Genomic DNA, 25,324 nt, shown 5'->3' with positions numbered 1-25,324 from the left:
CCCATATGCATTCCCAAATGAACACCAAGTACCGCAAAAAACTACCGGGCACCAACCTCGAATACTTTGACGCCCGCGAAGCCGTAAACGCCATCGAACCGGGTGCTTATGACAAGTTGTCGTACACCGCACGCCTCTTTGCCGAAAACCTTGTGCGCAAGGCAGAACCCGAAAACCTCAAAGACTACCTGAGCCAGCTCATCTACAACAAGCGCGACCTCGACTTTCCCTGGTATCCGGCGCGCGTCGTCTGCCATGATATTCTCGGCCAAACTGCGCTCGTCGACCTTGCTGGCCTCAGAGACGCGATCGCGCAAAAAGGGGGAGACCCGTCTAAGATTAACCCGGTGGTGCAGACCCAGCTGATCGTCGACCACTCGCTTGCGGTTGAACACGGTGGTTTTGAAAAAGACGCGTTCGCAAAAAATCGGGCCATTGAAGACCGCCGCAACGACGACCGATTTCACTTCATTAACTGGACAAAAGAAGCATTCGAAAACGTCGATGTGATTCCCCCAGGCAACGGCATCATGCACCAGATCAACCTCGAGAAGATGTCGCCGGTTGTGCATGCGAAAGACGGCGTGGCTTTTCCCGACACCATGGTCGGTACAGACAGCCACACGCCGCACGTCGATGCCTTGGGTGTGCTTGCGATAGGGGTCGGCGGCCTCGAAGCCGAAAGTGTCATGTTGGGACATCCATCTTATCTGCGCCTGCCCGACATCATCGGTGTTGAACTGACCGGTAAGCCGCAACCCGGCATTACGGCCACAGACCTCGTGCTTTACCTCACAGAATTCTTGCGCAAAGAGAAAGTTGTCTCTGCGCATGTGGAGTTCTATGGTGAAGGTGTGCAGCACCTGACTTTGGGTGACCGCGCGACGATCTCGAACATGACTCCCGAATACGGAGCAACCGCTGCGATGTTCTTCATTGACCAGCAGACTATCGACTATCTCAAACTCACCGGCCGCACCGACGAGAACGTCAAACTCGTCGAAGTGTATGCAAAAGAAGCGGGTTTCTGGGCCGACAGCCTGAGTACTGCCAAATATGAGCGCGTACTGAAGTTCGATCTTTCGTCGGTGCAGCGTACAATGGCTGGCCCGTCGAACCCGCACAAGCGCGTGAGCACCACTGACCTCGCGAAGAATGGCATCGCCGGCGCATGGACCGAAGAAGCGGGCAAAATGCCCGACGGCGCAGTCATCATCGCAGCGATCACGAGCTGCACGAACACTTCTAACCCACGCAACGTGATCTCTGCTGCGCTACTCGCCCGCAATGCAAACGCAAAGGGCCTCGTGCGCCGCCCATGGGTGAAAAGTTCACTGGCACCGGGGTCAAAAGTTGTTCAGACATACCTCGAAGAAGCTAAACTTTTGCCCGAACTCGAAAAACTCGGTTTTGGCATCGTGGCGTTTGCCTGCACGACCTGTAACGGTATGTCAGGTGCACTTGACCCGAAGATTCAGCAAGAGATCATCGACCGCGACCTGTACGCGACCGCTGTGCTTTCGGGTAACCGTAACTTCGACGGGCGCATTCACCCGTACGCGAAACAGGCATTTCTCGCGTCGCCGGCGCTTGTCGTTGCATACGCGATCGCTGGCACTGTGCGGGTCGACATCGAAAAAGATCCGATTGGTAAAGACCAACAGGGCAATCCCGTTTACCTCAAAGACATCTGGCCTTCCGATGCAGAGATCGATAAGATTGTCACCGAGAGCGTGAAGCCAGAGCAGTTTCGTGCGGTCTATGACCCGATGTTTGCGCGCGGTGCAGCTTCGACGAAAAAGATCAGCCCGCTCTATGACTGGCGCGCGCAATCGACCTATATTCGCCGCCCACCGTATTGGGATACCGAAGGTGTTGGCGCCCTCGCCGCCAACCCACGCACGCTGAAGAACATGCGACCGCTCGCAATATTGCCCGACAACATCACCACCGACCACCTTTCACCTTCAAACGCTATCTTACGTAGCAGCGCTGCGGGCGAATACCTCGAGAAGATGGGCCTGCCCGAAGAAGACTTTAACTCATACGCCACGCACCGCGGTGACCACCTCACCGCGATGCGCGCAACGTTTGCAAACCCACAGCTCTTGAATGAGATGTGCCTCGACGATAAAGGCCAGGTGAAAAAGGGTTCACTCGCACGCGTCGAACCCGAAGGCAAAGCCATGCGCATGTGGGAGGCAATCGAAACCTACTTGGGCCGCAAACAGCCGCTGATCATCGTCGCTGGCGCCGACTATGGCCAGGGCTCGTCACGCGACTGGGCGGCAAAAGGCGTGCGCCTCGCCGGTGTCGAAGTCATCGCCGCAGAAGGTTTTGAGCGCATCCACCGCACGAACCTCGTCGGTATGGGTGTGCTGCCGCTCGAATTCAAACCGGGCACCACGCGCAAAACGCTGAACCTCGACGGTACAGAGATCTATTCTGTTGAGGGTAAGATCACTCCACGCGCTGACTTAATTCTGGTAATCGAGCGAAAGTCAGGCGAGATCGTAAAGGTGCCAATGACGTGCCGTCTCGACACCGCGGCAGATGTTTCGGTCTACGAAGCGGGCGGCATTCTGCAGCGCTTCGCAAATGACTTCTTCGCGTCAGAAAAATAATTCTATTAGGCAGGGGGCTAGCCCCCTGCCTAATAGAATCCAACTCCGCGTCAGCAATTCGCCAAAACACGGCCGCGGCGTTTATGCGACGCAGGCAATCCCCAAAGGCGCGAAAGTCATTGAGTACGTCGGCAAACTTGTACCTGTGAAAGAAAGCGAGGCTCTGGCCGAAAAGCAGATGCAGCGCGCGGGCAAAAGCGGCACCGGGCATGTGTATCTCTTTACTCTCAACCGCAAGTACGACATCGACGGCAATGTGCCCTACAACAAGGCAAGGCTGATCAACCATTCGTGTGACCCGAACTGCGAGGTGCAGATTATTCAGGGCCGCATTTGGATTCTGTCTCGCCGCCTGATCAAGGCGGGTGAAGAGCTGACCTATGATTATGGCTTTAATATGGATTACTGGCAAGACCACGTCTGCCGCTGCGGTACAAAGAAGTGTCTGGGTTATATCGTCTCGGCCTCGCGGCGCGGGGCGCTCGCGAGGGTGCTGAAGAAGCACAAACCGGCGCGCGCGCTTTGAGCTGGGGCAACACCGCAGCCAATCGGAAAAGACTTCTCACTTGGCGGCTTGCTTCTGCAACTGCCCGGTGACTGGATGTGGCTGATGCGGTATCTGACGTTTACGCTTTACTTCTTTGGGTTGCAGGCGACCGCCGTCGTTTTTGCCGAAGCAGGCACCCGGGCAAAAACTATGCGTAACGAAACGCAGCGGCGCCCGAAACAACAGGATGCGGCGCCTGCCCGGCAGAACTATTCGTACCCCGCGGCAAATGATGCACCTTCCAGTGCACCGGCATTTCAACCCCGCGATTCGAACCGGGTACCGTCTGCAGCGAAGCTGCCGCCCGTAAAAGAAGCTGACCCTTCTCGTCTGTGCGAGCATTGCGTCAGCGAAGAATTTCCTGTGCTGCTCGATAACCAGGCGCTGCACGAACAAGAGGTGCGCGAAAAAGGTATGCAGACAAACGGGCTCTCCGTCAATTCACGATTTGCGCTCACCAGCTGGAACTTCAACTTCAGCCCCGCGATCAGCTACGCAAGCACCTTCTTTCCGACGTTCGAGCTGGATGTCAGCTATCTCGGTCTGGACTTCTCGTACATGACGACTCTTGCGCCGCAGCCGTCAGACCTGTTTCGCGACCTATCGATTATTGGCAGCGAGCCAGCGCGCCAGTCAGCCATGGAGTACCTGCGGCTCGGAGCGCTGCCGCTGGTGTTTCTCAAAAACCCGTTGCTGCGCGATCTGATTGCCATTGATTTTCGCAAGACGACGAAATCGACGACGATAGTCGCCAACCAGAATCTTTACTATTTCCCTTACGAGACCCAGCCCGGTCTCACCGCGCAAGACTCAGACCTGGGCACGATTTACTATGAGCAGAAATCAGCCGGTTCGAGGCTCGCGTACAATATAGCGGAGCGCGACTGGCTCTTCACTATTGGCTTTATGGTGTTTCGCACCGGCTATTTTGACGTCAGCTATGCGAAACCCTACCAAATGGACGCGGATATCTATGCAGGCAATGTACTCATCGACCGACGGGTATATCTGTTTGAGGGGCAGGCCAGCGGCCGCGGGCTGATGATCAGCCTGCAAAACTTGTACTTTCCGACCTGGCAGACGAAGCGCTTCTACTATGCTAATCAAGAACTTTTGGCTCGCGGCTTTTTCTGGGGCGTGAAGGAGCTAGGCCTCTACTGGGGGTCGGGCACCATTCGGCTGCAAAACGGCATCGACCTGGTAGAAAAATACCGCGCGTTTTATGCCGGCGAAACGGGACGTGACCCAACGGTTGTGTTTTCGCGCCAGGTCGCGCATTTCGTCATGGGGTACCGTTTCACCAACAATCTGCTGTTTGCAGTCGAATACCGTTACTCAAACTACTCGCTGGCGTTGCGAGACAGCTACGACGATGCGGAATACAACTACTTTCTGAACCACGCGATCAACCGCGATACAGTGCAGCAGCTTGCGGTAAACCTGACCGTAACCTTCTAATTCTCATTAATCGGTCTGTTTGTTTTCGGACAAGCGAAAAGGATTGACCCTTTGTAGCGCCCCATTCTCCTCCGTGAACCACCGGAGGTACCATGAAAAAAATTGCCGTCGCCATTCTCGTTATCTTCAGCGTCTCCATGCCGCTCATTGCCAAAAAGCGGAGCTCAGGCTCTAACCGCGGTACCGCGCACCGCATGAACAAGACCCATGCAAACCGAACTCATACGAGCGGTAACAAATCTTGCCAGGTTTGCGAGACCAATTTCTCCACCTGCATGCAGAATGCAACGAACGCCCAAATGAAAACCATGTGCTCGCAGATGAAAGAAAAATGCCGGGCCAGCAACAAATGCTGATGGCGAAGTCGCGCGGCGACGTTACTTACCGGTAAGGTCAAGCGTCGGTGCTTTGCCGCGCACCCGCTTATACGCCTTCGAATAAGCGAACGCAGAAGAGTAACCCACCCGGCGCGCAGCGGCGTCGAGCGTCATACCCGGCTCTGCCAGCGCCACGCGGCCTTTGTCGATGCGCAGCTCTACCAGGTAGTGCATCGGTGTTGTACCGAGTGCAGACTTGAAACGGCTGGCAAGCGAGGCACGCGAGAGCCCCACGCTTGAGGCAAGGTTGGCGAGCGTCCACTGGTGCTCTGGCCGCCGGTGCAGGTTTTCGAGAGCAGCCCTGACTTTCTCATCGGCCAACGCGCTCCTCCAGCCTGGGCGCTGATTGGTTTCGCTCGCGAGGTGCAGGCGTAAGACCTGATAGAGCAGAATATCTGCCAGCTTTTGCAGTATCAGGTCAGAAGCAATGCCCTGGTCAATTTCTGCCGAAACGAGCTGCATCACTGAATGCAGGGCATGGTGAGCTGCAACCTGCTTGCCGCGTATCAGAATAAAATCGGGCAGGTCGACAATCAGTGGGTGCATCGGCCCTGTGGGGATTTCGTAACGAATCGACAAAAGGGTCGTCGCGGGGGTATCGCCGGGTTTCGCTTTCTGGCCAATTCGGCCGAACTCTTCGACATCCACCGCTTTGACCCCGCGGGCCGAACTGAGTTCGTGAATCTTACCGCGCGCCACAAATATCACGTCGCCCGCCTGCAAGTGCAGGTCGGTGCCCTGCCAGCGCACAAGACAATCCCCCTGTGTGACTGCGTGAAACGCCGCGCTGCGCGCGCATGGAAATCGCAGTCCCCAGGTACCAAACAGGGCCCGCCGGCTCATCATGTCGCCTGTCCAGCGTGCACCGGCCAGAATTTCTGACAGAATATCCATACGCACAGTATAATGCCTGATTAGCCATGTGTCTAGCTATTTAGACTTTTGGATATGTGTAATTTATCCGGCGACATGGCCGCGTGCCGCGCGTTTAACCATCTTGCAGGCAGATGCAGTGCTCATAGCGGGCATTCGCGGACAGAATAAAAGTTACACAGGAGATTTTATGAAGATATTCGTTTATGGAGCGACTGGCAACGTCTCAGCCCCGCTCACAGACAAACTGCTGGCTGCCGGGCATACCGTCGTCGCCGGCACTCGCCACCCGGAAAAAATGGCACCACGGCCCGGCCTCGTGCCTGTCAAAGTCGAATCGCAGAAACCACAAGAAGGTGTCGCAGCCCTGAACGGTGCAGATGCGGCTTTTTTGATAGGGCCGCCTTTGGTAGCAGATTCATTTTCCGCTATCGCGCCGTTTATTGAACAGGCGAAAAAACTCGGTTTAAAAAAAGTCGTGCTCATGACGGCCTGGGGCGTCGAGTTTGCCCCCCCCGAAGTTCCCCTGCGAAAGCTTGAACTTCTGCTCGAATCGTCTGGTCTCAGCTACAATATTCTGCGCCCGAACTGGTTCATGCAGAATTTTCATAGTTTCTGGATCGGCGGCATTTTGAGCGACCAGGCGATCTACTTTCCCGGTGGGTCTGCGCGTGCAAGTTTTGTTGACGCACGCGATATCTCAGCTGTCGCGTATGAGCTGTTGGTCTCTGACAAGTTTGCCAACCGAGCCTTCATGGTCTCGGGTCCGGAATCTCTGAACCACGACGATGCTGCAGCCCGCATTTCTGCGGCGACCGGAAAGACGATCGTCTACCGCGATGTTACGGCCGAAGCCTTTAAGGATTCCCTTCACAAAGCAGGTCTGCCGGCCGATTATGTCGGAATTCTCGGTAACATCGCTCAGACGCTCAAAGACGGCCACGCTGCTGCGGTCTCTGACGACGTGAAGCTGGTGACGGGCAAAGACCCCATTTCATTCGCCCAGTACGCGCAGGACTACCGCTCGCGCTGGCTCTGAAGCTCCCCAAGGCTGCCTGCCCTCAGTTAGCTATATTTCACCTGGCTGTAGATTCCAAAACGAAGTGCGATAGGATAAAGTAGTGTAAGGCCGCGCCGGGGTTTCGAGGTTGATTTGCGAAATACGACCACGGAGACCCCGGATGCGACCTTACGTTCAACTATCCAATGAAGAAAGACTGTGTATAGAAGAAAGCCTCAGGCAGGGCCGCCATGCCGGACGTATTGCCAGAGACCTGAAGCGCCACCCGAGCACCATTTATCGTGAAATCCGCCGCAATTCAATGCCGCGGCATTACAGCGCCCGCTGCGCAAAAGATGCAGCGCGCAGGCGCCAGACGAATACCAACGCCGCAAAGGTGACCCCGGAACTCTGGTCACAGATCGGCGCATCGCTCAAATCGACGCTGTCACCGGAGCAGATCGCGGGGCGTATGCGGCTTGAACGCTTCGGCGGGGTTTGCATGCAGACGATCTATAATCATATCCGTAAGAAATCCGCCACATCGAATTTCTATCGCCTTTGCCTGCGCCGCAAGGGAAAACCATACAAGCGCACAGTGCGGATTGAGGCTGAAAACAAAGGGTTTTTACGCATTCACGACCTGCCAGCCGAGGCTTTGACGCGGCGAAAACCTGGCTATTGGGAGGGTGATTTGGTGGAGGGAAAAATCGGCACAGGACAAATCGCAACCTTTGTCGAAAGACATTCGCGCTACACCAAGGCGGCAAAAATCGAGCGCAAACTCGTTGAGCAGTTCAACGCGGCTGCACGCGACCTGTTCGCAGACGTCGATAATTCTCTGTTACGGGGTGTGATTTATGATCGCGGCACAGAAATGAGCGGATACCGGGACCTGCAACAGGTGCTGAATTGCGGAGTGTATTTCTGCGACCCAGGATCGCCCTGGCAGCGGGGAACGAACGAAAACACCAACGGCCTGCTGCGCGAGCCATTTCCGAAGGGAACGGACTTTCGGGAAATCGACCAGGAACAGGTTGACGCGGCGCTCGAATTACTGAATAATCGGCCACGCAAGCGACTGAATTTTCGGACGCCAGCCGAGGTCTACTTTCGGAGGTCGATTGCACTTCGTTTTGGAATGTAAGGGCCGTGGTCGCGACCCGGCCGGTGAAATCCTTTCCCGCATGTCTCAAACTCCCGCTCTGCACCCATGAGCAGTGTTCCCCAGGTCAAAATTCCCGCCACATACATGCGCGGCGGCACGAGCAAAGGCGTCTTCTTTCGCCTGCAAGATTTGCCGGTGTCTGCACAGGCCCCTGGTACGGCACGCGACGCGCTGCTACTGCGCGTGATCGGCAGCCCCGACCCGTATGAGAAGCAGATCGACGGCATGGGGGGAGCTACCTCGAGTACGTCGAAGACCGTCATCGTGGCGAAAAGCACGCAGGCTGATCACGACGTCGACTACCTGTTCGGCCAGGTTTCGATCGACAAGGCATTCGTCGACTGGAGCGGCAACTGCGGCAATCTTTCAGCAGCAGTCGGGCCATTCGCCATCGCGGGCGGGCTTGTGGACAAAGCGAAGATCCCCCAGAATGGCCTGTGCACTGTGAAGATTTGGCAGGCGAACATCAAGAAGACGATCATCGCACACGTACCGATCACCAACGGTGAAGTGCAGGAGACCGGGGATTTCGAACTCGACGGAGTGACCTTTCCGGCGGCCGAAGTGCAGCTCGAATTCATGGATCCGGCTGACGGCGAAGGTTCCATGTTCCCGACCGGCAACGTGGTAGACGACCTCGACGTGCCTGGTGTGGGCAAATTCAAGGCCACCCTCATCAACGCGGGAATTCCCACGATTTTTTTGAACGCCGAAGACATTGGCTATAAGGGCACCGAGCTGCAGACCGACATCAACAGCGATGCAAAAGCGCTCGCGATGTTCGAGACCATTCGCGCGCACGGCGCGATCAAGATGGGCCTTATCAAGACAGTCGAAGAGGCCGCGAGCCGGCAGCACACGCCGAAAGTTGCGTTTGTCGGCAAACCCACCGACTACAAGTCCTCCAGCGGCAAAGACGTGAAAGCGTCGGAGATCGACCTCAACGTACGTGCGCTCTCGATGGGCAAGCTGCACCACGCGATGATGGGTACGTGCGCGGTCGCGATTGGCACCGCGGGGGCCGTACCGGGCACACTGGTGAACCTCGCTGCGGGCGGCAAAGACCGCGAAGTTGTGAACTTCGGCCATCCATCGGGAACGCTGCGCGTTGGTGCCAAGGCCGCCAAAGACGGTAACGAATGGGTCGTCACCAAGGCGATCATGAGCCGCAGCGCGCGCGTGCTGATGGAAGGGTTCGTGCGCGTTCCGGGCGACGCCTTTTGATCGCTTAGGAGTTGGCGCTTGCGCCAACTCCTAAGCGAAAAAAAAAAAAATATATCCTCGTGAGAAAAAATGCCCGTTTTTGGGTATTTAATATATAGAGGATAACTATCTATGTTTGCACGCATTTACACCAGCGCACGGGTGGGCTTTCATGCGACGCTGATTTCAGCCGAGGCAGAACTTTTGCCCGGGCTGCCCAATGTTTCGGTCATCGGCCTGCCCGACCATTCGCTGCGCGAAAGCCGCGACCGCATCCGTTCGGCAGTCCATAACAGCGGCTTTCGCTTTCCCGCACGCAACATTGTCATCAATCTTGCGCCCAATGACACACCTAAAGAAGGGGGATTGATCGAAGCGGCGATGGCGGTCGCCGTGCTTGTGTCGAGCGGACAATTGCCACAAGAGGCTTTCGCCGGCACAGCGATTTTGGGTGCACTTTCGCTCGACGGCTCGCTCGTGGCGGCGCGCGGTATATTTGCATCGGCAATTTTTGCGGCGGGCAATCAGCAGATTCGGCGACTGATCGTGCCTGAACAGGTCGCCGGGTCGCTCACGGTGCCTGAAGGTACAGAAGTTTACGCCATCCGCACGCTGGGCGAGTTACCGCTCTACTGCTCGGGTGGCATGACGCCGCGCTCGGGGCTCAAATACGAGCCGAATTACGAACACACAGAGATCGCGATCGAGCATATTTTCGGCCTGGGCGTTGCCAAGCGTGCACTCGCGATCGCGGCGGTCGGCCGCCATCATGTATTGATGGCCGGTTCGCCGGGTACAGGCAAGAGCCTGCTCGCGCGGGCGTACCGACATATTTTGCCGCCGTTGAATTTTACCGAGGCAGCTGAAGTGACGCGTATCTGGTCGCTTGCGGGCCTCACGCAAAGCGAACTCGTGACGACCCGACCTTTTCGCTCGCCGCACCACACAACGTCAACGCCGGCACTTGTGGGCGGCAGCAGCAACGCGACACCCGGAGAAATCAGTTTTGCACACCACGGCACCCTGTTTCTCGACGAATTGCCGGAGTTTCGCAACGAAGCATTGCAGAGCCTCAGGGAACCGCTCGAAGAGCAGACAATCACCGTCTCGCGTGCAAGGGGACACATCACCTACCCCGCCGATTTTCAGCTCATCGCTGCCGCGAACCCCTGCCGCTGCGGGCTGCTCTTCTCTGAAGCCGAGCGCTGCACCTGCCCGAAGCGCACGAGCTTCGCGCAGTTCAATAAGATCGTCGGGCCGTTTCTGGATCGTGTCGCGATCGAACTCAACCACAATGATTTACCCGAAATTATTTTCGCCTCGCACGAGATGACAACCGAGAGCCTGCGCCAGCGCATTGCCGCTGCCTGGCAGCGTTCGCGCTACGACAACGGCGGCCCTCTTAACCGCGACGCCGACGCACAGCTTGTGTATAAATTTTTCGCCGCGCTAAAGCCTCATCGTCTTTACGAATCTTTCGCCGCAGCGGAGAGACTCTCGATGCGCTCATGGCTGAATGTTCTGCGGGTCGCTAAATCGATCGCTGATCTTGAAGATGAACCGCCGGGTGAGCAGCACCTCTATGAGGCGCTGCGCTACCGCTTCGTACGCAAATGGATGGCGCGCGCAGCTTAAGGCCGTTCTGCACAGACATCGAAGCAGAACTTTCGGCTGCTAAGCGCGGGTGTGAAATTCCTGATGGGTTTTCTTGAGTTCGTTGTTCGCGAGATGCGTGTAGATTTGTGTGGTTGCGATATCCATATGACCGAGAAGCTCTTGTACCGAGCGCAGGTCAGCTTTGTTCTGCAACAGGTGTGTTGCGAATGAGTGCCGCAGAGTGTGAGGAGTGATGTTGCGGCCGATACCAGCACGCTTCATGTATCTCTTGAGCAACCGCCAGGCGCTTTTTCGCGACAGCGCTCCGCCTTTTTTCGAGACAAATACAAACTCTGATTCATACTGGTTGAGTATTTCAGTGCGTGCCCGGTCAAGATAGTCTGTCAGCAGCTTTGACGCCACTTCACCGTAAGGCACCAGGCGCTCGCGGCCACCTTTGCCTTTGATCGTCAGCACCTGATTCTGGCGATCGATGTCGGGCATCAGCAGCGAGCAGGCTTCTGAAATTCTGAGGCCGGCTGAATAGAGAAATTCAAACATTGTTTTGTCGCGCAGCTCGAGCAGATTCTCTTCTTTGAACACCTGAAAGAGCTTACGAATCTCGTCTTGTGTCAGAAAATCAGGCAGCGCCTTTTCGATCTTCGGGGCTTCGATTGCCTGCATGGGGTTGGTTTCGATCAGTTTGCGGTTTTCAAGGTAACCATAGAACTGGCGCAGCGAGGCGACCACCCGCGCACGCGTACGGCTCGATAATTTTTTGCGCGACTCTTCGCGCAGAAAATTGGTGATATCTTTTTCAGAACTTGACTGCAGCTGCTTCTTTTCTTTGGTCAGGTACTTTTCAAGCTTCTGCACGTCAGAGACGTAGGAGAAAATTGAGTTCTCCGAAAGACCGCGTTCTATGCTGAGGTATTCGCGGAAGTTATTGACAAAGTTACGTTTAGCGGCCATTCGTTCTCCTGAATCTGACGAGCGGTTCCGGTTTCCGGCGCGCTCTATATTCATTTTCGACGAATGGAATTTTTATTTTGATAAAAAAATTATGTCCCACAAGAGAAGACATAAAACCCCAATGAAATCTGCCTTTTCAGCCAGAATTATGGTCATATTGGCCGGTGCGACGCTGTATTTTACCGTGCCAAAAGCCACGCATGCGCAAGAAAGCGGATTACTCATGGGCGGGTTATATTCCATCGGCGACGATGGGGCGGCAGAAGCCGGCGAAAACCCGGCATATCTCGCCAGCGCAAAGCATAAGGCGGGCAGATCGGTTCATGCCAGAACCGCCGGCTTTCATTCGGGTAATGTAGTGCTTTCGAGCCTGCCGCTCAAAAGCGCCTCGCAGCAGACAGCGTCAGCTGACATGGCGATCGCCTGGCGCAGCATTGCGGGCGGCCGATGGTCGGCAGGTTTTGCAGTTTCTGATGTGCGGGCGCCACTCTACCAAAGGCTTGCGCTTGAAGGTTCGCAGGCGAGTACGGTTTCGGGACTCGATATTTCGATAAAGACGCAGAGCGTCGATCAGCAGCACGGTTTCGCCACGGGCATTGCCTGGCAGCTCTCGCCGAAAGAATCGCTCGGGGCCCGTATTCGTTATACGCACCGGTATTTTCGCGAAAAGGAGAATCTGAGCGCGCCGCAGAGCACGACCGTGACTTTTTCGAGCGAGTTGGTCACCGAACAGCACGTGCACCAGCTGCACGGCACCCTCAGCTATCTCTACAGCACGCCATCAGCCGATTTCACGCTGATTGCGGGTAATTTTGGCAGTCAGCAGAACATCGGGGCGTTCGCCTACTCATCTGTCATATCGACGAGCGCAAACCCGGTATTTGCGGCAACGCAAGATTCTTCTGCCTACGCGAACTCAACCACTCTGGACCCGTTCTTTTTGGTCGGTACCCGCAAACGGCTGTTTCAGGCGCTCAATATCTTTTTCGAGGCCGGTGCGCAGCCAACGGTTCGCCAGAATACTTCGGATAATTTCTACCGCAAAGATGGTTCGCAAAAGGCAACGATTCGCCGCGACATCACGCGCGAGGGCGAAATTGCAACAGCGCTGGGCACGGGTATTGCGCTGAATCTGTCTGACAGCCTTACCTGGCATGCAGGGGCACGCTACCAGACGAGCCGCATACGCATCAGTATGCTCGCCGCCGATAACCTTTCACGTTACCTCGAAAATACGACCGTCCGATTCTTGCAGGCTGCCACGGGAATCAGCTGGCGACGGAACAATTACACCTGGCAGTTCGGCGCGACCTACCAGTACCAGAATGTCGAACTCGAAAAGCGTTCGAGTTATGCCGATACGGGCGGCGATAAGACCTCACAATCGAATCTCGCAGTCGAAGTGAATGCCTACGGCGCTTTTTTTGCCGTTGCAGCTGATTTCTGAACGGGACACTTGAGCGCTGCCAACTGGCAGGTTGCCTTGAAGACGTCGGCGACATGGCGAATTTTGATTCCCGGCCGCCTGACGGGCCCAAAAAGCAATGCCACGGTTTTCATGTCTTCACGCTCGGGCAAAAAGCCATGCGTATGGCCCGTTGCCTCGGGATCGAACGCGGTGCCTGCAAGCGAAGCGTTCAGAATGACGCGCTCGCGTGAAACGAGAAAAGCCGCCGCATTCGCAGAGTACTGGCTTCGTAAGAGTTTGAAATCCTCATGGGTTTTGTCGACATACACGATCGTCGGGCAGGCCGCTTCAATCTCTTTCTTTGCAGCTTTGTGGTCGAATTCGAATTTTGAGTTGTTGTCGACAAGGCGCGCGACACCGCCCGCCGTATCGAACCAGTAATCCCAGATCTTTTTTGCAGGGTCGACAAAACCCAATTTCTGTAAAATCACGTTCGGATAACACTTGCCCTTAAACGTCATGAAGCCATGGTCTGATACGATCAGAATCGAGGTGTCACGACGCTTCGCGTTCAGCTTCAGCATTGCCTCGATCTGGCCGCCCAATGCTGCAAGATGTGCAAACGCCGCCGGAGTGTAAGCGCCTTGCGCATGCTCCAGCGAATCGAGTCCAGGCTCATAAAAGTACATGATGTCGGGCTTTTTGGTCTGCCAGATATATTGCGCAGCTTTGAACCGGTCAACGTCTGACGAATATTCGGTGAGCGCGATACCGGTGTGCTTTTCGATTTCACGGTGCAGGCCCGGCGTGCTGAGCACACGCATCAGCTTGACTTCTTCGGGGCCCTTAGCCCTGTCGAATTGCGGCAGATGATAACGAATGCGCGCCGTTTCGGTCATCGTCACCGGCCACATCAGATTCGCGACGCGACGGTTTTGCGTTCGCGCGATATCCCAAATGGTTTTGGCGGCCACATCTTGCAGGTACCATGTCCACGCGCCCTTGGAGAGGTTAAACGGGTCAACAGGGTGATTCGAGCGCAGGCCGTGCACGGCAGGCGGCACGCCGGTCACCATTGTCGTGTGCGCCGGATAAGTCACCGCCGGGTAAGTGGTTTCGACGCTATCGAAAACCTGTGCGCGTTTCATGAGTCGCTGCCACACGGGCAGGCGCAGAAATTCCGGGTGGCTGAGATATCCCGCGGCAAAGCCGTCGATCGACCAAACGATAAGGCGCCGCGGCTTAGCAGCCGGCTTTGCGGCCAGCGCCATGGTTGCAACGAGCAGGCCGACAAAGAGAAACTTCATGCGAAGTGAAAATCTATTTCGCGATAGTGGCCGGGCGCGCCAGATGCCTGCAGGCTCTCACTCACGAGTCGTCAGACCACGAATCATCACGGTCATGGTCATGGTGACGGTCATGGTAGCGCTCGTTTGCCCGGTGTGTATGCGAATCGTCTTCGTCGCGAATGGCGAGCCTGAATTCATTGTAGAGCCGTTTCGCCTCGCGTGCATCGGCAGTGCGGCGAATGCGCTTCGCGTAGTCACGCGCGAGCGCAGCATTCTCTTCGTCGCCCGAATTTTCGAAGCGGTCGGCAAAACACTCAACCTCGTCGGCCAGTTCGGCCGGGTCGTCTGAACCCGTAAAAAATCTTTTGATCGCTGAGAAAAAACCCATTAGCCATCCTCCTTACGGGCAGCGAAATAGCGTATCGCCCAATCGCGCATTTCGCCCTTGCGTCCCCGACTCAACCACTGACCTATTTTGCCCTGTAAACCGCGTTTTCGCCTGCCCCAGCGCCAAAGCCCATTGGCGTCACGTTCAATGTCGCGCTCAGGGTCGAAGTCGAAAGCTGCGAGCTCGCGGTTGCGGTCGACGTAACGCCGGTTTTCGGTTTCACCGTGCCACAGGTGAAGCAGCCTGCCCGGCACAACGCCGATTCGGCCACGCACCTGTGGATAAACCCTGCGCGCCCATTTCTGAAAGTGGGCGATGTGCCGTGGGTTATTGCCCAGAATGCGGTAGATACAGGGCGAGGCAAAATCGCCGGCGAATGCGTGCGCCATCACGTGGTCGCCTGAGCCGGCGATCATCGCATCGTAGAGACCATGCTCCTCGAGAATTTCACGCCGCGCCGCCCAGGCGAACCCCGTATGGCCGTGCGCGGCGAAATCGCCTTTCAGCAAGAGCTGCGGCGCTCTCTGGTAAACTTCGGCAAATGTATCGAAGTGTTCCGAAGCTTTCACATAACGTCCCGCGCCCCGCGGCAGCCGAATTGCTTTGCTGAAGGGTTGCACCACGGCGTAAGTCTTCAGCATCTTCGCGGTCTGCCGAAACCAGCCAGCATTCTCAAAGATCACGTCGGCGTCGCACCAGATAACGCCGGTGTATTTGGTATCGAGCTTTTGGATCAGCAGGTTCAGCAGCGATTCTTTCTGCCACAAAACTGCCTCGCACTCGACTGTCATGACATTGGAAAAACGCGCGAGCGAAGACTTTTGTCCCGGGAAAAGCGCTTCGACCACGTAGAGCGGAACCTTCTGCTTCTTTAATCTTGCGGCAAAAACTTCGAAGTTCTTCAGCCGTGACTGCACACCCAGTGCATTAAAATAGCAGGTGATGACCGCAGCCTTCACCGGTCTTTGCGCAGCGAAAAGTAGAGGCTCACGGTAAAAAACACGGTAACGGCAGTCACCGAGACGCACATGACTATCCAGCCGCCGGTCGTCACCTTAGCCCCCTTGCCTTGTCGGTCTGCCATTTCTTAACGGCGAGGTGCGTCAGCAAAAGAAAGAGCATAATCGACCCCAGCAGAAACAATACGGTGATCTGCGTCACGGTGTTTTCCTGAATTTTTTTCACCTGCACGGGCAGATTCTGGTAGCACCACATGATAAAGATCAGCGCAAGAAATGCCGGACACACATACTTAATAATGAATGGCAAAATGCGCGGAATGCGCATGCGTGAACCTTCGGCGGCTTCTTTGAGCACGTTGTCGACGCCGAATAGCCAGCCCGCGACGATTACCTGAAACAGCGCGAGCACAAAAATAAAGAATGTGCCTGCCCAGAAATCCATCGTGTCGAGTGCCTCGAGGTTGCCCGAGTAATACACAACAAAGAGTGTGCCGAGAGATGTGAGCAAAAGAAGCCCGGCAGAACTTTTTTTGCGGTCGAGGTGCAGGCCTTCTTCGAGAAATGCGATACCCGGCTGCAGCATCGACACCGAACTCGTGATCGCCGCAATAAAGAGCAAAAAGAACCATAAGAAGCCAAATAGCTGACCGAGCGGCATATGCGCGAAAACGGCTGGCAAAGAGACAAAGCCCAGGCCAAAGGTACTGCCCACACCTTGTAATCCTAAAAAAACAAAGGCTGCAGGCACAGTGATGAGCCCCCCCAACGCTACCTCGGCGAATTCATTGCCCGCGGCTGCGGTTGTCGCCGAAAGCATGATGTCGTCTTTTTTGCTCAGATAGCTTGCATAATTGATGATGACGCCGAAGCCGACCGAGAGCGAGAAAAATATCTGCCCCGCGGCATCCATCCACAAGCGGGCGTTCAGCAACGATTCGCCGAGTCCGACATTCTGCGGCGGGTTCCACAGATGCCCGAGGCCGTTCAAGACATTGCGCTCAGGCAATTCGGGGTTGGGAGTACCGAGTGTCATCACACGCACCAGCACGATGAGCCCGGTCAAGAGCAGAATCGGCATGCCATAACGGCTGATGCGCTCGATACCCGCAATACCCCGGTAAACGAAAAAGAAATTAAAAATGTAACAAACCGCAAGCGAAATCAGCATCGGCGAGACGCCCGCGAAAAGGGTGCCGTTGCCCGTGCTGCCGGTAAAGGCATCAAAAAAGTTGCGGTAGCCGGCGACGTCTGTACCTAAATTCAGCGCGCCGCTCAGATATCCCCATGCGTAATAGAGGCACCACGATTCGATCACGACGTAGTACATGTAGATACCGACCGGCACGATGAGGCCAATCACACCCAGATAAGGCGAGATGCGGCGTGGCCAGAGCACGCTGAAGATACCGGGTGCGCTGTGGTAGCCGCGTGAGCCGCCATAGCGGGCAATCGACCATTCGATGTACGCTATCGGCAGACCGAGCAGAATAAACGCCGTGAAATAAGGAATCATGAACGTGCCGCCGCCATATTTTGCGGCGAGCCCGGGAAAGCGCAGAAAATTGCCGAGCCCTACGGCAGAGCCCGTCACTGCAAGAATTATGCCGAGTCGACTACCCCATGCGTTGCCACCAGACATCAACGGAAGAACGAATAGCAGAACGCGAGGGTCAAGCTAAACTCCTTTACGCGTATGATTTAAAACGCAACGCTGCCCCTCTGATGCAGCGTATTTCTGAACTGTGGGAGGCATACCTGAACTCGGGCAGCCGGCATTTTTCGACGCCGACCGAGCTCAAGCACAACCGCGTGCTAAACCTGTTGTTCTCGCTCACGTTTCTGGCCAACGGTTATCTCATCGTCGCCGAACTCGTGATTCTCGCCGTGCTGCTGCAGCGTGACTTCGATCGCTACATCGCCTATTTCTGGCCGTTCGCACTTTTGAATGTGGCCTTTCCCGTTTTGATCGGCTGCATCATTTACCTGAAGAACCACTACGGCACTTTCAAGGTCACTTATCTCAGCACTCTCACCTATTCTGCATATTGTTTTGTGCTGAGCCTGTTTCTCGGCGAACGCATCGGTATTCACCTGATTCTGCTGATCGTCATGCCGATCGTCTTCATCATGTACGATTTTGGCCGCTGGAAAGAGATCGCGATCCACTCCATCATCATGGGCTCAGGGCTCGCGGCGGCGCTCGCGAGCTACCGCCTGACGCAGCCGCTTTACCCGCTGCCAGACGACATCACCATGATTGCGGGCCACCTCTGCTGGGTTGCCGCGCTCGGGCTCTTGTTCGTCTATTCGACCTATAACTGGCGCCAGGTGCACCTCACAGAAAAGCAGCTCGCGACCGAAAAAGCACACAGCGAAAATCTGCTGCGCGAAACGATTCCCAGGCTCGAAATTGCCGAGGCCAAATACCGCCATCTGGTCGACGATTCGAGCGACATGATTTTCCAGATGAACGAATCGGGTGAAATTCTGAGCATGAACAAAACCGCACACGCGATGCTCGGTTTTTCTCCCGAAGAAATGGTCGGCAAACGGCTCTACGATTTTGTGCCCGACGGTTTAGAGGGGGATATAGAGCTCAACCGCAATATCGTTCGTGAACACGTTCGGCTCTTTCTTGAAGAGAAGACTCTCGTAAACTTTCGCACGACACTCAGAAAGAAGCACATGTACGAGCCTGTCGACCTCAATGTCACGCTGCAGAAGAACCTGATTCACTGGCAGGTCGAAATTCTGGGCAAGGCCTCACGCATTCAAGAAGACATCTCGCAGCGTTTTCTCGAAAAAGAAAAAGGCCAATACCGCATCACGAATAACGTGACCCATGCCGAAATTCTGAGCCAGAAGATCTGCGAAAGACTAAACCGCTATTTTTCGTATCCGGTCGTCAATACGATTCGCATTTGCTTTCGTGAGATACTCATTAATGCGATCGAACACGGCAATCTGGGCATCACCTTCGATGAAAAAACCCGGGCGATCGAGAACGGCGATTATATGGATTTTCTGATTTCAAGGCAAAAAGACCCGAAATTCGCGCGCCGTGGCGTACTCGTCGACTACCTTATCAACGGCAAAGTGCTCATGTTTCGCATCACCGACGAGGGCGAAGGCTTTGACCACGGCGGATTCATCACCCGCGCCGAAAACGACGAATATATGGCAATGCTCGAGCACGGCCGGGGCATTATCATGACACGCAATGTTTTTGACTCAGTCGTCTTCAACGAAAAAGGTAACCAGGTCATCTTGACCAAACGAATTCCCCAATGAAAAAGAACCAACAGACACCACCCGACGCGATCATGATCGGGGCGGGTATCATGAGCGCGACAGTCGCGATGATGCTCAAAGAGCTCGAACCCGAAACCACGATCACCGTCTATGAGCGCCTGGGCGAGGCGGCGCGCGAAAGCACCGACGCCTGGAACAATGCCGGCACCGGACACTCGGCGTTCTGCGAGCTCAACTACACCCCGCAAAAAGGGCGCGGCAAGGTCGATATTTCGAAGGCCACACGCATCGCCGCTGAATTCGAAGTCTCTCGCCAGTTCTGGGCGCACCTGGTCGAAAAGGGTTATGTCAAGAACCCCGAGCGTTTCATTCGCCAGGTACCCCATCTCAGCTTTGTCACGGGCAAAGATAATATCGCGTTCTTGAAAAGGCGCTTTATCGCTCTCAAAGATTCGCCGCTTTTTAAAGGCATGAAGCTCACGACGAAACCGCGTGATCTCGCTGCCTGGGCGCCGATCATAATGCAGGGGCGCGCCCCGAAAGCCGAAATCGCGGCGACGCGCATGGAATGCGGTACCGACCTCAATTACGGTGAACTCACCCGCGCGATGTTCGCGTGGCTCGAAAAGCAGCCCGGCGTCAATATTCTCTACAACCACGAAGTGCGCGACATTGACCGCGACGAAAACGGCCAGTGGAACCTCACAGTCGTCGACACGAAAAAAAAGAAAAAGTTTCATATCGATTCAAACTTCATTTTTATTGGCGCGGGCGGCGGCGCTCTGCCTCTGCTCGAGAAGTCAGACATCGCAGAAGCCAAAGGTTATGGCGGTTTTCCGGTGAGCGGCCAGTGGCTGCGCTGCAAAAACCGAGATGTGATCGAACGCCACCACGCAAAGGTCTATGGCAAAGCAGCCGTCGGCACGCCGCCGATGTCCGTGCCACATCTCGACACGCGCTTCATCGACGGCAAAAAAGAACTGCTGTTCGGCCCTTATGCGGGTTTTTCGACCAAGTTCTTGAAGAAGGGTTCATACCTCGACCTCATGAAGTCACTCGAGTTCACGAACATTATTCCGATGATTTCGGCGGGACTGCATAACCTCTCGCTCACCAAATACCTGATCGAGCAGGCGACGCAGTCTCATGAAGAGCGCATGCAGGCGCTCAGGGAGTTTATGCCCGAAGCGAAGTCAGAAGACTGGGAACTTCTCACCGCAGGCCAGCGGGTGCAGGTCATTCGCGCCGACGAAGAAGAAGGCGGAGTTCTCGAGTTCGGCACTGAAATTATCGCCGCGGCCGATGGCTCGCTGGTGGCGCTGCTCGGCGCCTCGACATCTGCCGCAGTGGGTCTCGATATTCTGCAAAAGTGCTTCGAGAGCAAAATGGAAACGCCCGCGTGGCAGAAGCGGCTCAAGAAGATGATACCTGCCAGTGAAGCCGCGCTGCAAAAGAGCGCCGCGCTGGTTCAGCGCACCCGCAAGCGCACCGCGAAGATTCTTAAATTGAAATAGATCGAGCGGATTGGCACGAAAGGTTAAGTGCGCAGCGGTGTGCTTTTTAGCCAAGATGAATTTAACCACGGAGGACGCGGAGGTACACGGAGGAAAGATTTAGAAAACTTCTACCTCTGTGTTACTCCGTGTCCTCTGCGGTTTACAATTCTTTATGCCGGCGATTTTTGAGCCTTGGCCTACATACATGACCCGAGTATCAAATGCATAACAGCTAAAAGGTAACCTGACGCTGCGCCGAAGAGTGGGTTAAATTACCGTATTGATCGTAACCCCAGACGGCCCAATAATAGTTGTTATTTCCTGGGTCACTAGCGGCCGCGTTGAAGTCTTTTGTGGTCTGGTTGTATGAATGTAATGAAGCGCGCGTCTGCGATCCTCTCACAAAATCCGAAAGTCCATCGCGACTGCCCGCCACAAATGCACCCGGATTTGTAATCGTCTTGCCCGACGTCGTGATTTGAGCATTGAAAAGACCGAATACTACGAATTTGACCTCGCTGGGGACACTGTAGGTCATCGCAGTACCGATCGTGCCGTTGTTTAGAGGCAAAGTCAGCGATATCTCTTTCGTGCCTTCAAAGATCGGGGTCTTGGGCTGCTCTTCTATCTGGTTGCAGGCGGGCAAAAACAGCGCGCCGGTGAAAATGAGTGCAATTGTCTTTTTCATGTTATCAATCCTCCTGACTTTCAGAAATTCAGACGCGCGCCGCCGCCGATCGAGAAATTCGTGAGATTCAGATCGCTCGTCGTCGACGTCGGTTCGCCAAGAATGCCCTGGCTCACGAAAGTTGAGCGCTGAATCGCGCTGGTAAACGCGTTATACCGACCTTCGAGAAACAGGCTCACGCTCAACTTCGGCATGATCTCAATGCCCGCTTTGACGCCCAATTGCAATAGATCATAAGAGGCAACGCGCTCGCGTTCATCATCGCTGCCTTTGAAACGATAATCGTTCACAATCGTATAGCCGCCGAAGACGCCCACGTAAGGCGACACGTATTGCCCAAGCGAAAAGGGTTCAACGGCGATGCCCAATAAAAAAGAACTGAGCGTGTATTCTCGTTTTTGCGAAAGCGTGCCGAACGGCGTCGCATAGGTATAGGTGTGGTTCCAGCTGTTGTTGAACGCAAAGGCGATGTCGGCAGTCCAGCGGCCAAAATTGACGCCGAGCTGGCCTGAGAACAAATTGCCTGCCTGCAGCGCAGCAGCTGACGGAAAAACACGCTGGTAGCCGAAGCCCATGAACATCTGCACGCTCTCGCGCGCGGGTGCGAGCGTTTCGCTGATGCGTTCGGTAGCACCTGCGCGTATGGTAACATTCTTCTCTGCCTCTTGATAACCCGACTTGCGCACAAACAGCGTGTGCTGGCCGGCTGTGACCTTGTATTCAACGAGTGGGGTCTTGCCGGCGACGATGCCATCGACAAGCACCTCGGCTCCATCGGGGGCACTCGTGACGGTGAGAAGGCCTGTCTTGCCGCCGGCAATCGCGGCCGCCATTGCAAGCGAAGTCTGCCCGCACTGTTCAAGAATGTCTGATAGCGGCGCAGACACGCTGCGCCCTTCAAGCACTACTCCCGTTGCGACATCGACGGCCTTGAGCGTGACGGTAATTCTTTCAGGGTTTCCTGAGAAGCTGCCCATGAGCAGCACGTCGGCGCGGGCAAGTTTTCCCGCGCGCGCCACCTCGCCCGTGTTCACGACCCCACTCTGCTCGAGTTCTATTTCTTTGAGTATGTTTGTAAGTCCGCTGCGCTCGACGACGCGCACTTCGCGCGACGCGCTCAGCGAACCACTGATCGATTCGGGTAACGCAGTCTTCAGATAGTTGAGACCTGGCTGGCCGGCGCTGTTGACGAAGTTAACAACGGCCACTGTCTTTTGTTGTTTCTGCGCCGCTAGCGGCGAGACACCCAACGCTGCCATGAAGGCAGCAAAGGCGGTTAAGCGAAACATGCAGCAGGTTGCACAGCCGAACCGCAATCGTAAAGCGTTTTCAGGCGCCGAAAACCTTTCGTGCCCAATGCCTCGCCTCGCGCGCGGCCTGCGCCATAGCGCGGTAGAACTCGGGTGCGTTCACCTCTTCGCCCTGTTCGGTGATCTTGAGAATCAGCGCCTGCTGTGCGAGTGCCGCAATGTCCTTTGCCTGCCTCAGGTTTTTGAACGCAGCGTCGTTGGCGTTCAGCTTCTGCACGGTTTTCTGATCGGGCATAAGCACGCGGCTCAGGTTTTCATTTTCGCGCATAAGGCGCATGATCATGGTAAAATCTACAATCAGTCGGGATATATCACGAACCTGCCCCGGCCCGCGTGGCGCAATTTTGCCCACCGGGTTTTCACGGGGCTCGACGCCAGTAAGTGCAGTCGGCAAATCGACATGTTCAAAACCCGCGATTTCTGCACCGTCATGCGTTGCGTTAATCAGCCGCACCGGTTCGTTCTTTTCGGCGGCACGCGCCGCAAACCATTCGAGAAAGATCTTGAGTTTGGCATTCGTCGCAACCTTTGCCTGCCTGATGCCCTTCACCCAGAGCACCGGCAAAGCGCGCATCTGCCGCAGGTTGTGCTGCTCCATGGCGTTCAGGCGGTGCGAGCGCGCATAGACCTGCGCCTCCAGTACTGCTCCCTTGCAGTGTGCCTGCCGGTTCGGGAAAGACAGGTCTTGACCGACGAGAATGAGTCTCGCGGGCGCAGATGCGTCACTACGGGTACCCAGCCAGCGCAAGGCAATATCAAACGCATTTGTCGATACCGAACCGCCATGGGCCACGTCACCGCGATCGACACTGCGCAGCAGGCGATCGCTTAAGAAGACATTGTTCCAGAAAAAAAGTTTTGCGCCGCGATCGACGAGAGCGCGCGGTATCTGCGGGCAGACAACCGGGTCCATCACCCACGCAGGGCGCGCTGCATCTGCGGTTTCGGCGAAATGGTGGTTAACCCATTGCGGGTCGGCGGCAAATGCCAAATCGGGATAGAGACCTGCCTTCGCGAGCGGCACGACTGCGGTGTCTGCGGCCATGAGCAAGAAGCGGCTGCGGTGCTGCCTCAGGTCGTCGAATGAACTCGCGAGTGAGGGCCCCGCACCCGCGAGCACGATTGCCTCGGGTGCACCGGTCTGCAGCAAATCATTCAGCGTGCCTGCACTGTGCATCACACGCTGGTTTAGAAATATGTTCTTGTTCCACAGCCGCTGAAATTTGACAATTGTCGCCTGGTTGACGCTGCGCTTCTCGAATAACTGAACCACACGCTCATAGGCACGCGTGTAGAGCGATGGCTCTGCGGCCCGTGCCGCCGGGTGCACGTAAACAATCGTCTGCTTGAGGTTCTTGCCCTGAAGCCACGGCAGAATCGTCTCAAGCGCGTCGGCTGCCGCAAGCGTATCTGCAACGAGGGTGATGCGCGCGTGGCATTTCTTGAATTCGCCCGCGAGCAAGAGTGCGGCCACGCAAAAAGGGTTCGGCTCAATTATCAAGACAGAGCGCAATGCTGCAGGCAGGTGCGCCAACAAATAGCCTGCACCCACTGAAACGCAGACAATCGCCCGGGCCGAACCGAAGGCTGCGGCCGCGCGCGCAGCCTCGCGGCCTGCATCGCGTTCTGAATGCAAGAGCTTGCCGCTGAGTTGCCAGCGGCGACTCACCACACCTTCGGCAAGAGCATCACGCTCGGGCGAACTCAGGCTCTGAAAAATGGATGCCGGGTCTAACGTGCCGACCAGCTCGTGGTGTGTTTTGAAATGCTCAAGATGAGACGTAAGAAGCGCTTCGAGATCGGCCATGTCAGGCGAATGCAAGCTCGGCCACAAAACGCAGGTCACGCTCGAAAATCGCAGCATTGACGGCATTCACCAGTGCAGGCTTCGCGCAGAAGGCGACGCCCATGCCGCTTTCGACCGCCATGTCGATATCATTCGCGCCATCGCCGACTGCAACAGTCTCGGCGATCGATACACCGTGCTGAGTTGCCAGCTCTCTGAGTAGTTCTGCCTTACGTTGCCGGTTCACAATGGCGCCCAGCGTCTTGCCTGTGAGGCGGCCGTCAACGATTTCGAGTTCATTTGCGAAATCGCCCGTGAGTTTGAGGTCGCGGCGAAATGCTGAGGTGAAGAAGCTAAAGCCCCCCGAAAGCAGATAGGTGAAAATACCGCGCGCATGCAGGCTTTCGACAAGCTCAGATGCACCGTGAGAAAGAGAAAGGCGGCTGCGCTTAATTTCGGGCAACACCTCTGCTGAAACGCCTTTGAGAAGCAAAACGCGTTCTGCCAGAGCCTTATTGAAATCGAGTTCGCCGCGCATTGCCCGCTCGGTAATTTCGGCTACTTCTTTCTTAAAACCGGCGAAGGCGGCGATTTCATCGATGACTTCCTGGTTGATGAAAGTTGAATCGGTATCGAATACGACAAGTCGTGGTGAAACCTTATGCGCGGCCTTGAGCGCGTATGCGACCAGATTCGCACCCGAATGTGCCTGCATCACTTCGCGAATCGCCTGTTCTGCCCCGGCGTCCACAGCCGCGATCGGTACGCTCACCCGGTTGAAGCTGCTTTCGCCGACGGTACACATTGTACCCGAAAGGGCCTCTTTCTTTGGCTGCCAGTCGACTTTTACGGCCGAGGCTACTGCCGAAAGTAACTCAGAGAGGTTTTCCCGCGCGATAAGAACGAGGCGGCGAGATTCCATGACGA

22 protein-coding genes are annotated in these 25,324 nt (G+C 55.8%); 11 read left to right on the top strand and 11 right to left on the bottom strand.

Annotated features, from left to right (window positions below; all coding sequences use genetic code 11):
• Positions 1–5 precede the first annotated feature (5 nt).
• The 4 genes from acnD (at position 6) to TURPA_RS15445 (ending at position 4,985) form a co-directional block, all read left to right on the top strand.
• Entirely contained in the window at positions 6–2,624 is a 2,619-nt protein-coding gene (gene acnD / locus TURPA_RS15460) for a Fe/S-dependent 2-methylisocitrate dehydratase AcnD (RefSeq protein WP_217157583.1), read from the top strand.
• Positions 2,554–3,150: an SET domain-containing protein gene (locus TURPA_RS15455; protein ID WP_342612309.1), complete on the top strand. Its 597-nt coding sequence runs from the start codon at positions 2,554–2,556 to the stop codon at positions 3,148–3,150. Before acnD ends, TURPA_RS15455 begins: the two co-directional genes overlap by 71 nt.
• 75 nt (positions 3,151–3,225) lie before the next feature.
• Positions 3,226–4,629: a hypothetical protein gene (locus TURPA_RS15450; RefSeq protein WP_041948561.1), complete on the top strand. Its 1,404-nt coding sequence runs from the start codon at positions 3,226–3,228 to the stop codon at positions 4,627–4,629.
• Between the two features lie 92 nt (positions 4,630–4,721).
• A complete protein-coding gene (locus TURPA_RS15445; RefSeq protein ID WP_014804239.1) occupies positions 4,722–4,985 on the top strand; it encodes a hypothetical protein in 264 nt (87 codons plus the stop codon).
• Positions 4,986–5,006: 21 nt separating this feature from the next.
• Here TURPA_RS15445 and TURPA_RS15440 read toward each other — a convergent pair whose 3' ends face one another.
• Positions 5,007–5,900: an AraC family transcriptional regulator gene (locus tag TURPA_RS15440; protein WP_014804238.1), complete on the bottom strand. Its 894-nt coding sequence runs from the start codon at positions 5,898–5,900 to the stop codon at positions 5,007–5,009.
• Between the two features lie 169 nt (positions 5,901–6,069).
• On the opposite strand from TURPA_RS15440, the gene TURPA_RS15435 reads away from it, so the two are divergent.
• The 4 genes from TURPA_RS15435 (at position 6,070) to TURPA_RS15420 (ending at position 10,885) form a co-directional block, all read left to right on the top strand.
• The gene (locus tag TURPA_RS15435) at positions 6,070–6,918 is read left to right on the top strand and encodes an NAD(P)H-binding protein (protein ID WP_014804237.1); all 849 of its coding nucleotides are present in this window, start codon (positions 6,070–6,072) and stop codon (positions 6,916–6,918) included.
• A gap of 142 nt (positions 6,919–7,060) precedes the next feature.
• Positions 7,061–8,026, top strand: coding sequence for an IS30 family transposase (locus TURPA_RS15430; protein WP_014801244.1), 966 nt, complete (start codon positions 7,061–7,063; stop codon positions 8,024–8,026).
• Positions 8,027–8,092: 66 nt separating this feature from the next.
• Positions 8,093–9,271 (top strand): 2-methylaconitate cis-trans isomerase PrpF, encoded by a 1,179-nt coding sequence (gene prpF / locus TURPA_RS15425; RefSeq protein WP_014804236.1) that lies wholly within the window; start codon positions 8,093–8,095, stop codon positions 9,269–9,271.
• 111 nt (positions 9,272–9,382) lie between these two features.
• Positions 9,383–10,885: a YifB family Mg chelatase-like AAA ATPase gene (locus TURPA_RS15420; protein WP_014804235.1), complete on the top strand. Its 1,503-nt coding sequence runs from the start codon at positions 9,383–9,385 to the stop codon at positions 10,883–10,885.
• Positions 10,886–10,924: 39 nt separating this feature from the next.
• On the opposite strand, the gene xerD is transcribed toward TURPA_RS15420, so the two are convergent.
• Positions 10,925–11,818 carry a site-specific tyrosine recombinase XerD gene (gene xerD / locus TURPA_RS15415; protein ID WP_014804234.1) on the bottom strand — a complete coding sequence of 298 codons (894 nt, stop codon included), beginning with the start codon at positions 11,816–11,818 and terminating at the stop codon, positions 10,925–10,927.
• A 121-nt stretch (positions 11,819–11,939) separates the two neighbouring features.
• Between xerD and TURPA_RS15410 the strand changes: the two genes are divergently transcribed.
• A complete protein-coding gene (locus TURPA_RS15410) occupies positions 11,940–13,265 on the top strand; it encodes a hypothetical protein (RefSeq protein ID WP_014804233.1) in 1,326 nt (441 codons plus the stop codon).
• Here TURPA_RS15410 and TURPA_RS15405 read toward each other — a convergent pair.
• From TURPA_RS15405 to TURPA_RS15390, 5 genes are all read right to left on the bottom strand, one after another.
• Entirely contained in the window at positions 13,229–14,533 is a 1,305-nt protein-coding gene (locus TURPA_RS15405) for an alkaline phosphatase family protein (RefSeq protein ID WP_014804232.1), read from the bottom strand. The genes TURPA_RS15410 and TURPA_RS15405 overlap by 37 nt on opposite strands.
• A 61-nt stretch (positions 14,534–14,594) precedes the next feature.
• Entirely contained in the window at positions 14,595–14,903 is a 309-nt protein-coding gene (locus TURPA_RS15400) for a hypothetical protein (RefSeq protein WP_014804231.1), read from the bottom strand.
• Complete coding sequence (locus TURPA_RS15395) at positions 14,903–15,862, bottom strand: hypothetical protein (RefSeq protein WP_014804230.1); 960 nt, start codon at positions 15,860–15,862, stop codon at positions 14,903–14,905. Before TURPA_RS15395 ends, TURPA_RS15400 begins: the two co-directional genes overlap by 1 nt.
• Entirely contained in the window at positions 15,859–15,987 is a 129-nt protein-coding gene (locus TURPA_RS24165) for a hypothetical protein (protein WP_014804229.1), read from the bottom strand. Before TURPA_RS24165 ends, TURPA_RS15395 begins: the two co-directional genes overlap by 4 nt.
• Positions 15,954–17,504, bottom strand: coding sequence for an SLC5/6 family protein (locus tag TURPA_RS15390; RefSeq protein WP_014804228.1), 1,551 nt, complete (start codon positions 17,502–17,504; stop codon positions 15,954–15,956). The genes TURPA_RS24165 and TURPA_RS15390 overlap by 34 nt, the downstream gene beginning before the upstream one ends.
• 83 nt (positions 17,505–17,587) lie before the next feature.
• On the opposite strand from TURPA_RS15390, the gene TURPA_RS15385 reads away from it, so the two are divergent.
• On the top strand, positions 17,588–19,156 hold the full coding sequence (locus tag TURPA_RS15385; protein ID WP_014804227.1) for a PAS domain-containing protein: 1,569 nt from the start codon (positions 17,588–17,590) through the stop codon (positions 19,154–19,156).
• On the top strand, positions 19,153–20,631 hold the full coding sequence (mqo, locus tag TURPA_RS15380) for a malate dehydrogenase (quinone) (RefSeq protein ID WP_014804226.1): 1,479 nt from the start codon (positions 19,153–19,155) through the stop codon (positions 20,629–20,631). Before TURPA_RS15385 ends, mqo begins: the two co-directional genes overlap by 4 nt.
• Before the next feature lie 214 nt (positions 20,632–20,845).
• Here the strand turns inward: mqo and TURPA_RS15375 are convergent, their stop codons facing one another.
• The 4 genes from TURPA_RS15375 to serB are packed head-to-tail and all read right to left on the bottom strand — an operon-like array spanning position 20,846 to position 25,319.
• On the bottom strand, positions 20,846–21,301 hold the full coding sequence (locus TURPA_RS15375; protein WP_014804225.1) for a hypothetical protein: 456 nt from the start codon (positions 21,299–21,301) through the stop codon (positions 20,846–20,848).
• A 20-nt stretch (positions 21,302–21,321) separates the two neighbouring features.
• The gene (locus TURPA_RS15370) at positions 21,322–22,590 is read right to left on the bottom strand and encodes a PEGA domain-containing protein (protein ID WP_014804224.1); all 1,269 of its coding nucleotides are present in this window, start codon (positions 22,588–22,590) and stop codon (positions 21,322–21,324) included.
• A gap of 40 nt (positions 22,591–22,630) precedes the next feature.
• A complete protein-coding gene (locus TURPA_RS15365; RefSeq protein WP_014804223.1) occupies positions 22,631–24,418 on the bottom strand; it encodes a motility associated factor glycosyltransferase family protein in 1,788 nt (595 codons plus the stop codon).
• Between the two features lies 1 nt (position 24,419).
• Entirely contained in the window at positions 24,420–25,319 is a 900-nt protein-coding gene (gene serB / locus TURPA_RS15360; RefSeq protein WP_014804222.1) for a phosphoserine phosphatase SerB, read from the bottom strand.
• Between the last annotated feature and the right edge of the window lie 5 nt (positions 25,320–25,324).

The organism is Turneriella parva DSM 21527 (assembly GCF_000266885.1).
Taxonomy (GTDB): Bacteria; Spirochaetota; Leptospiria; order Turneriellales; family Turneriellaceae; genus Turneriella; species Turneriella parva.
This window is presented reverse-complemented; position numbering and strand designations above follow the sequence as displayed.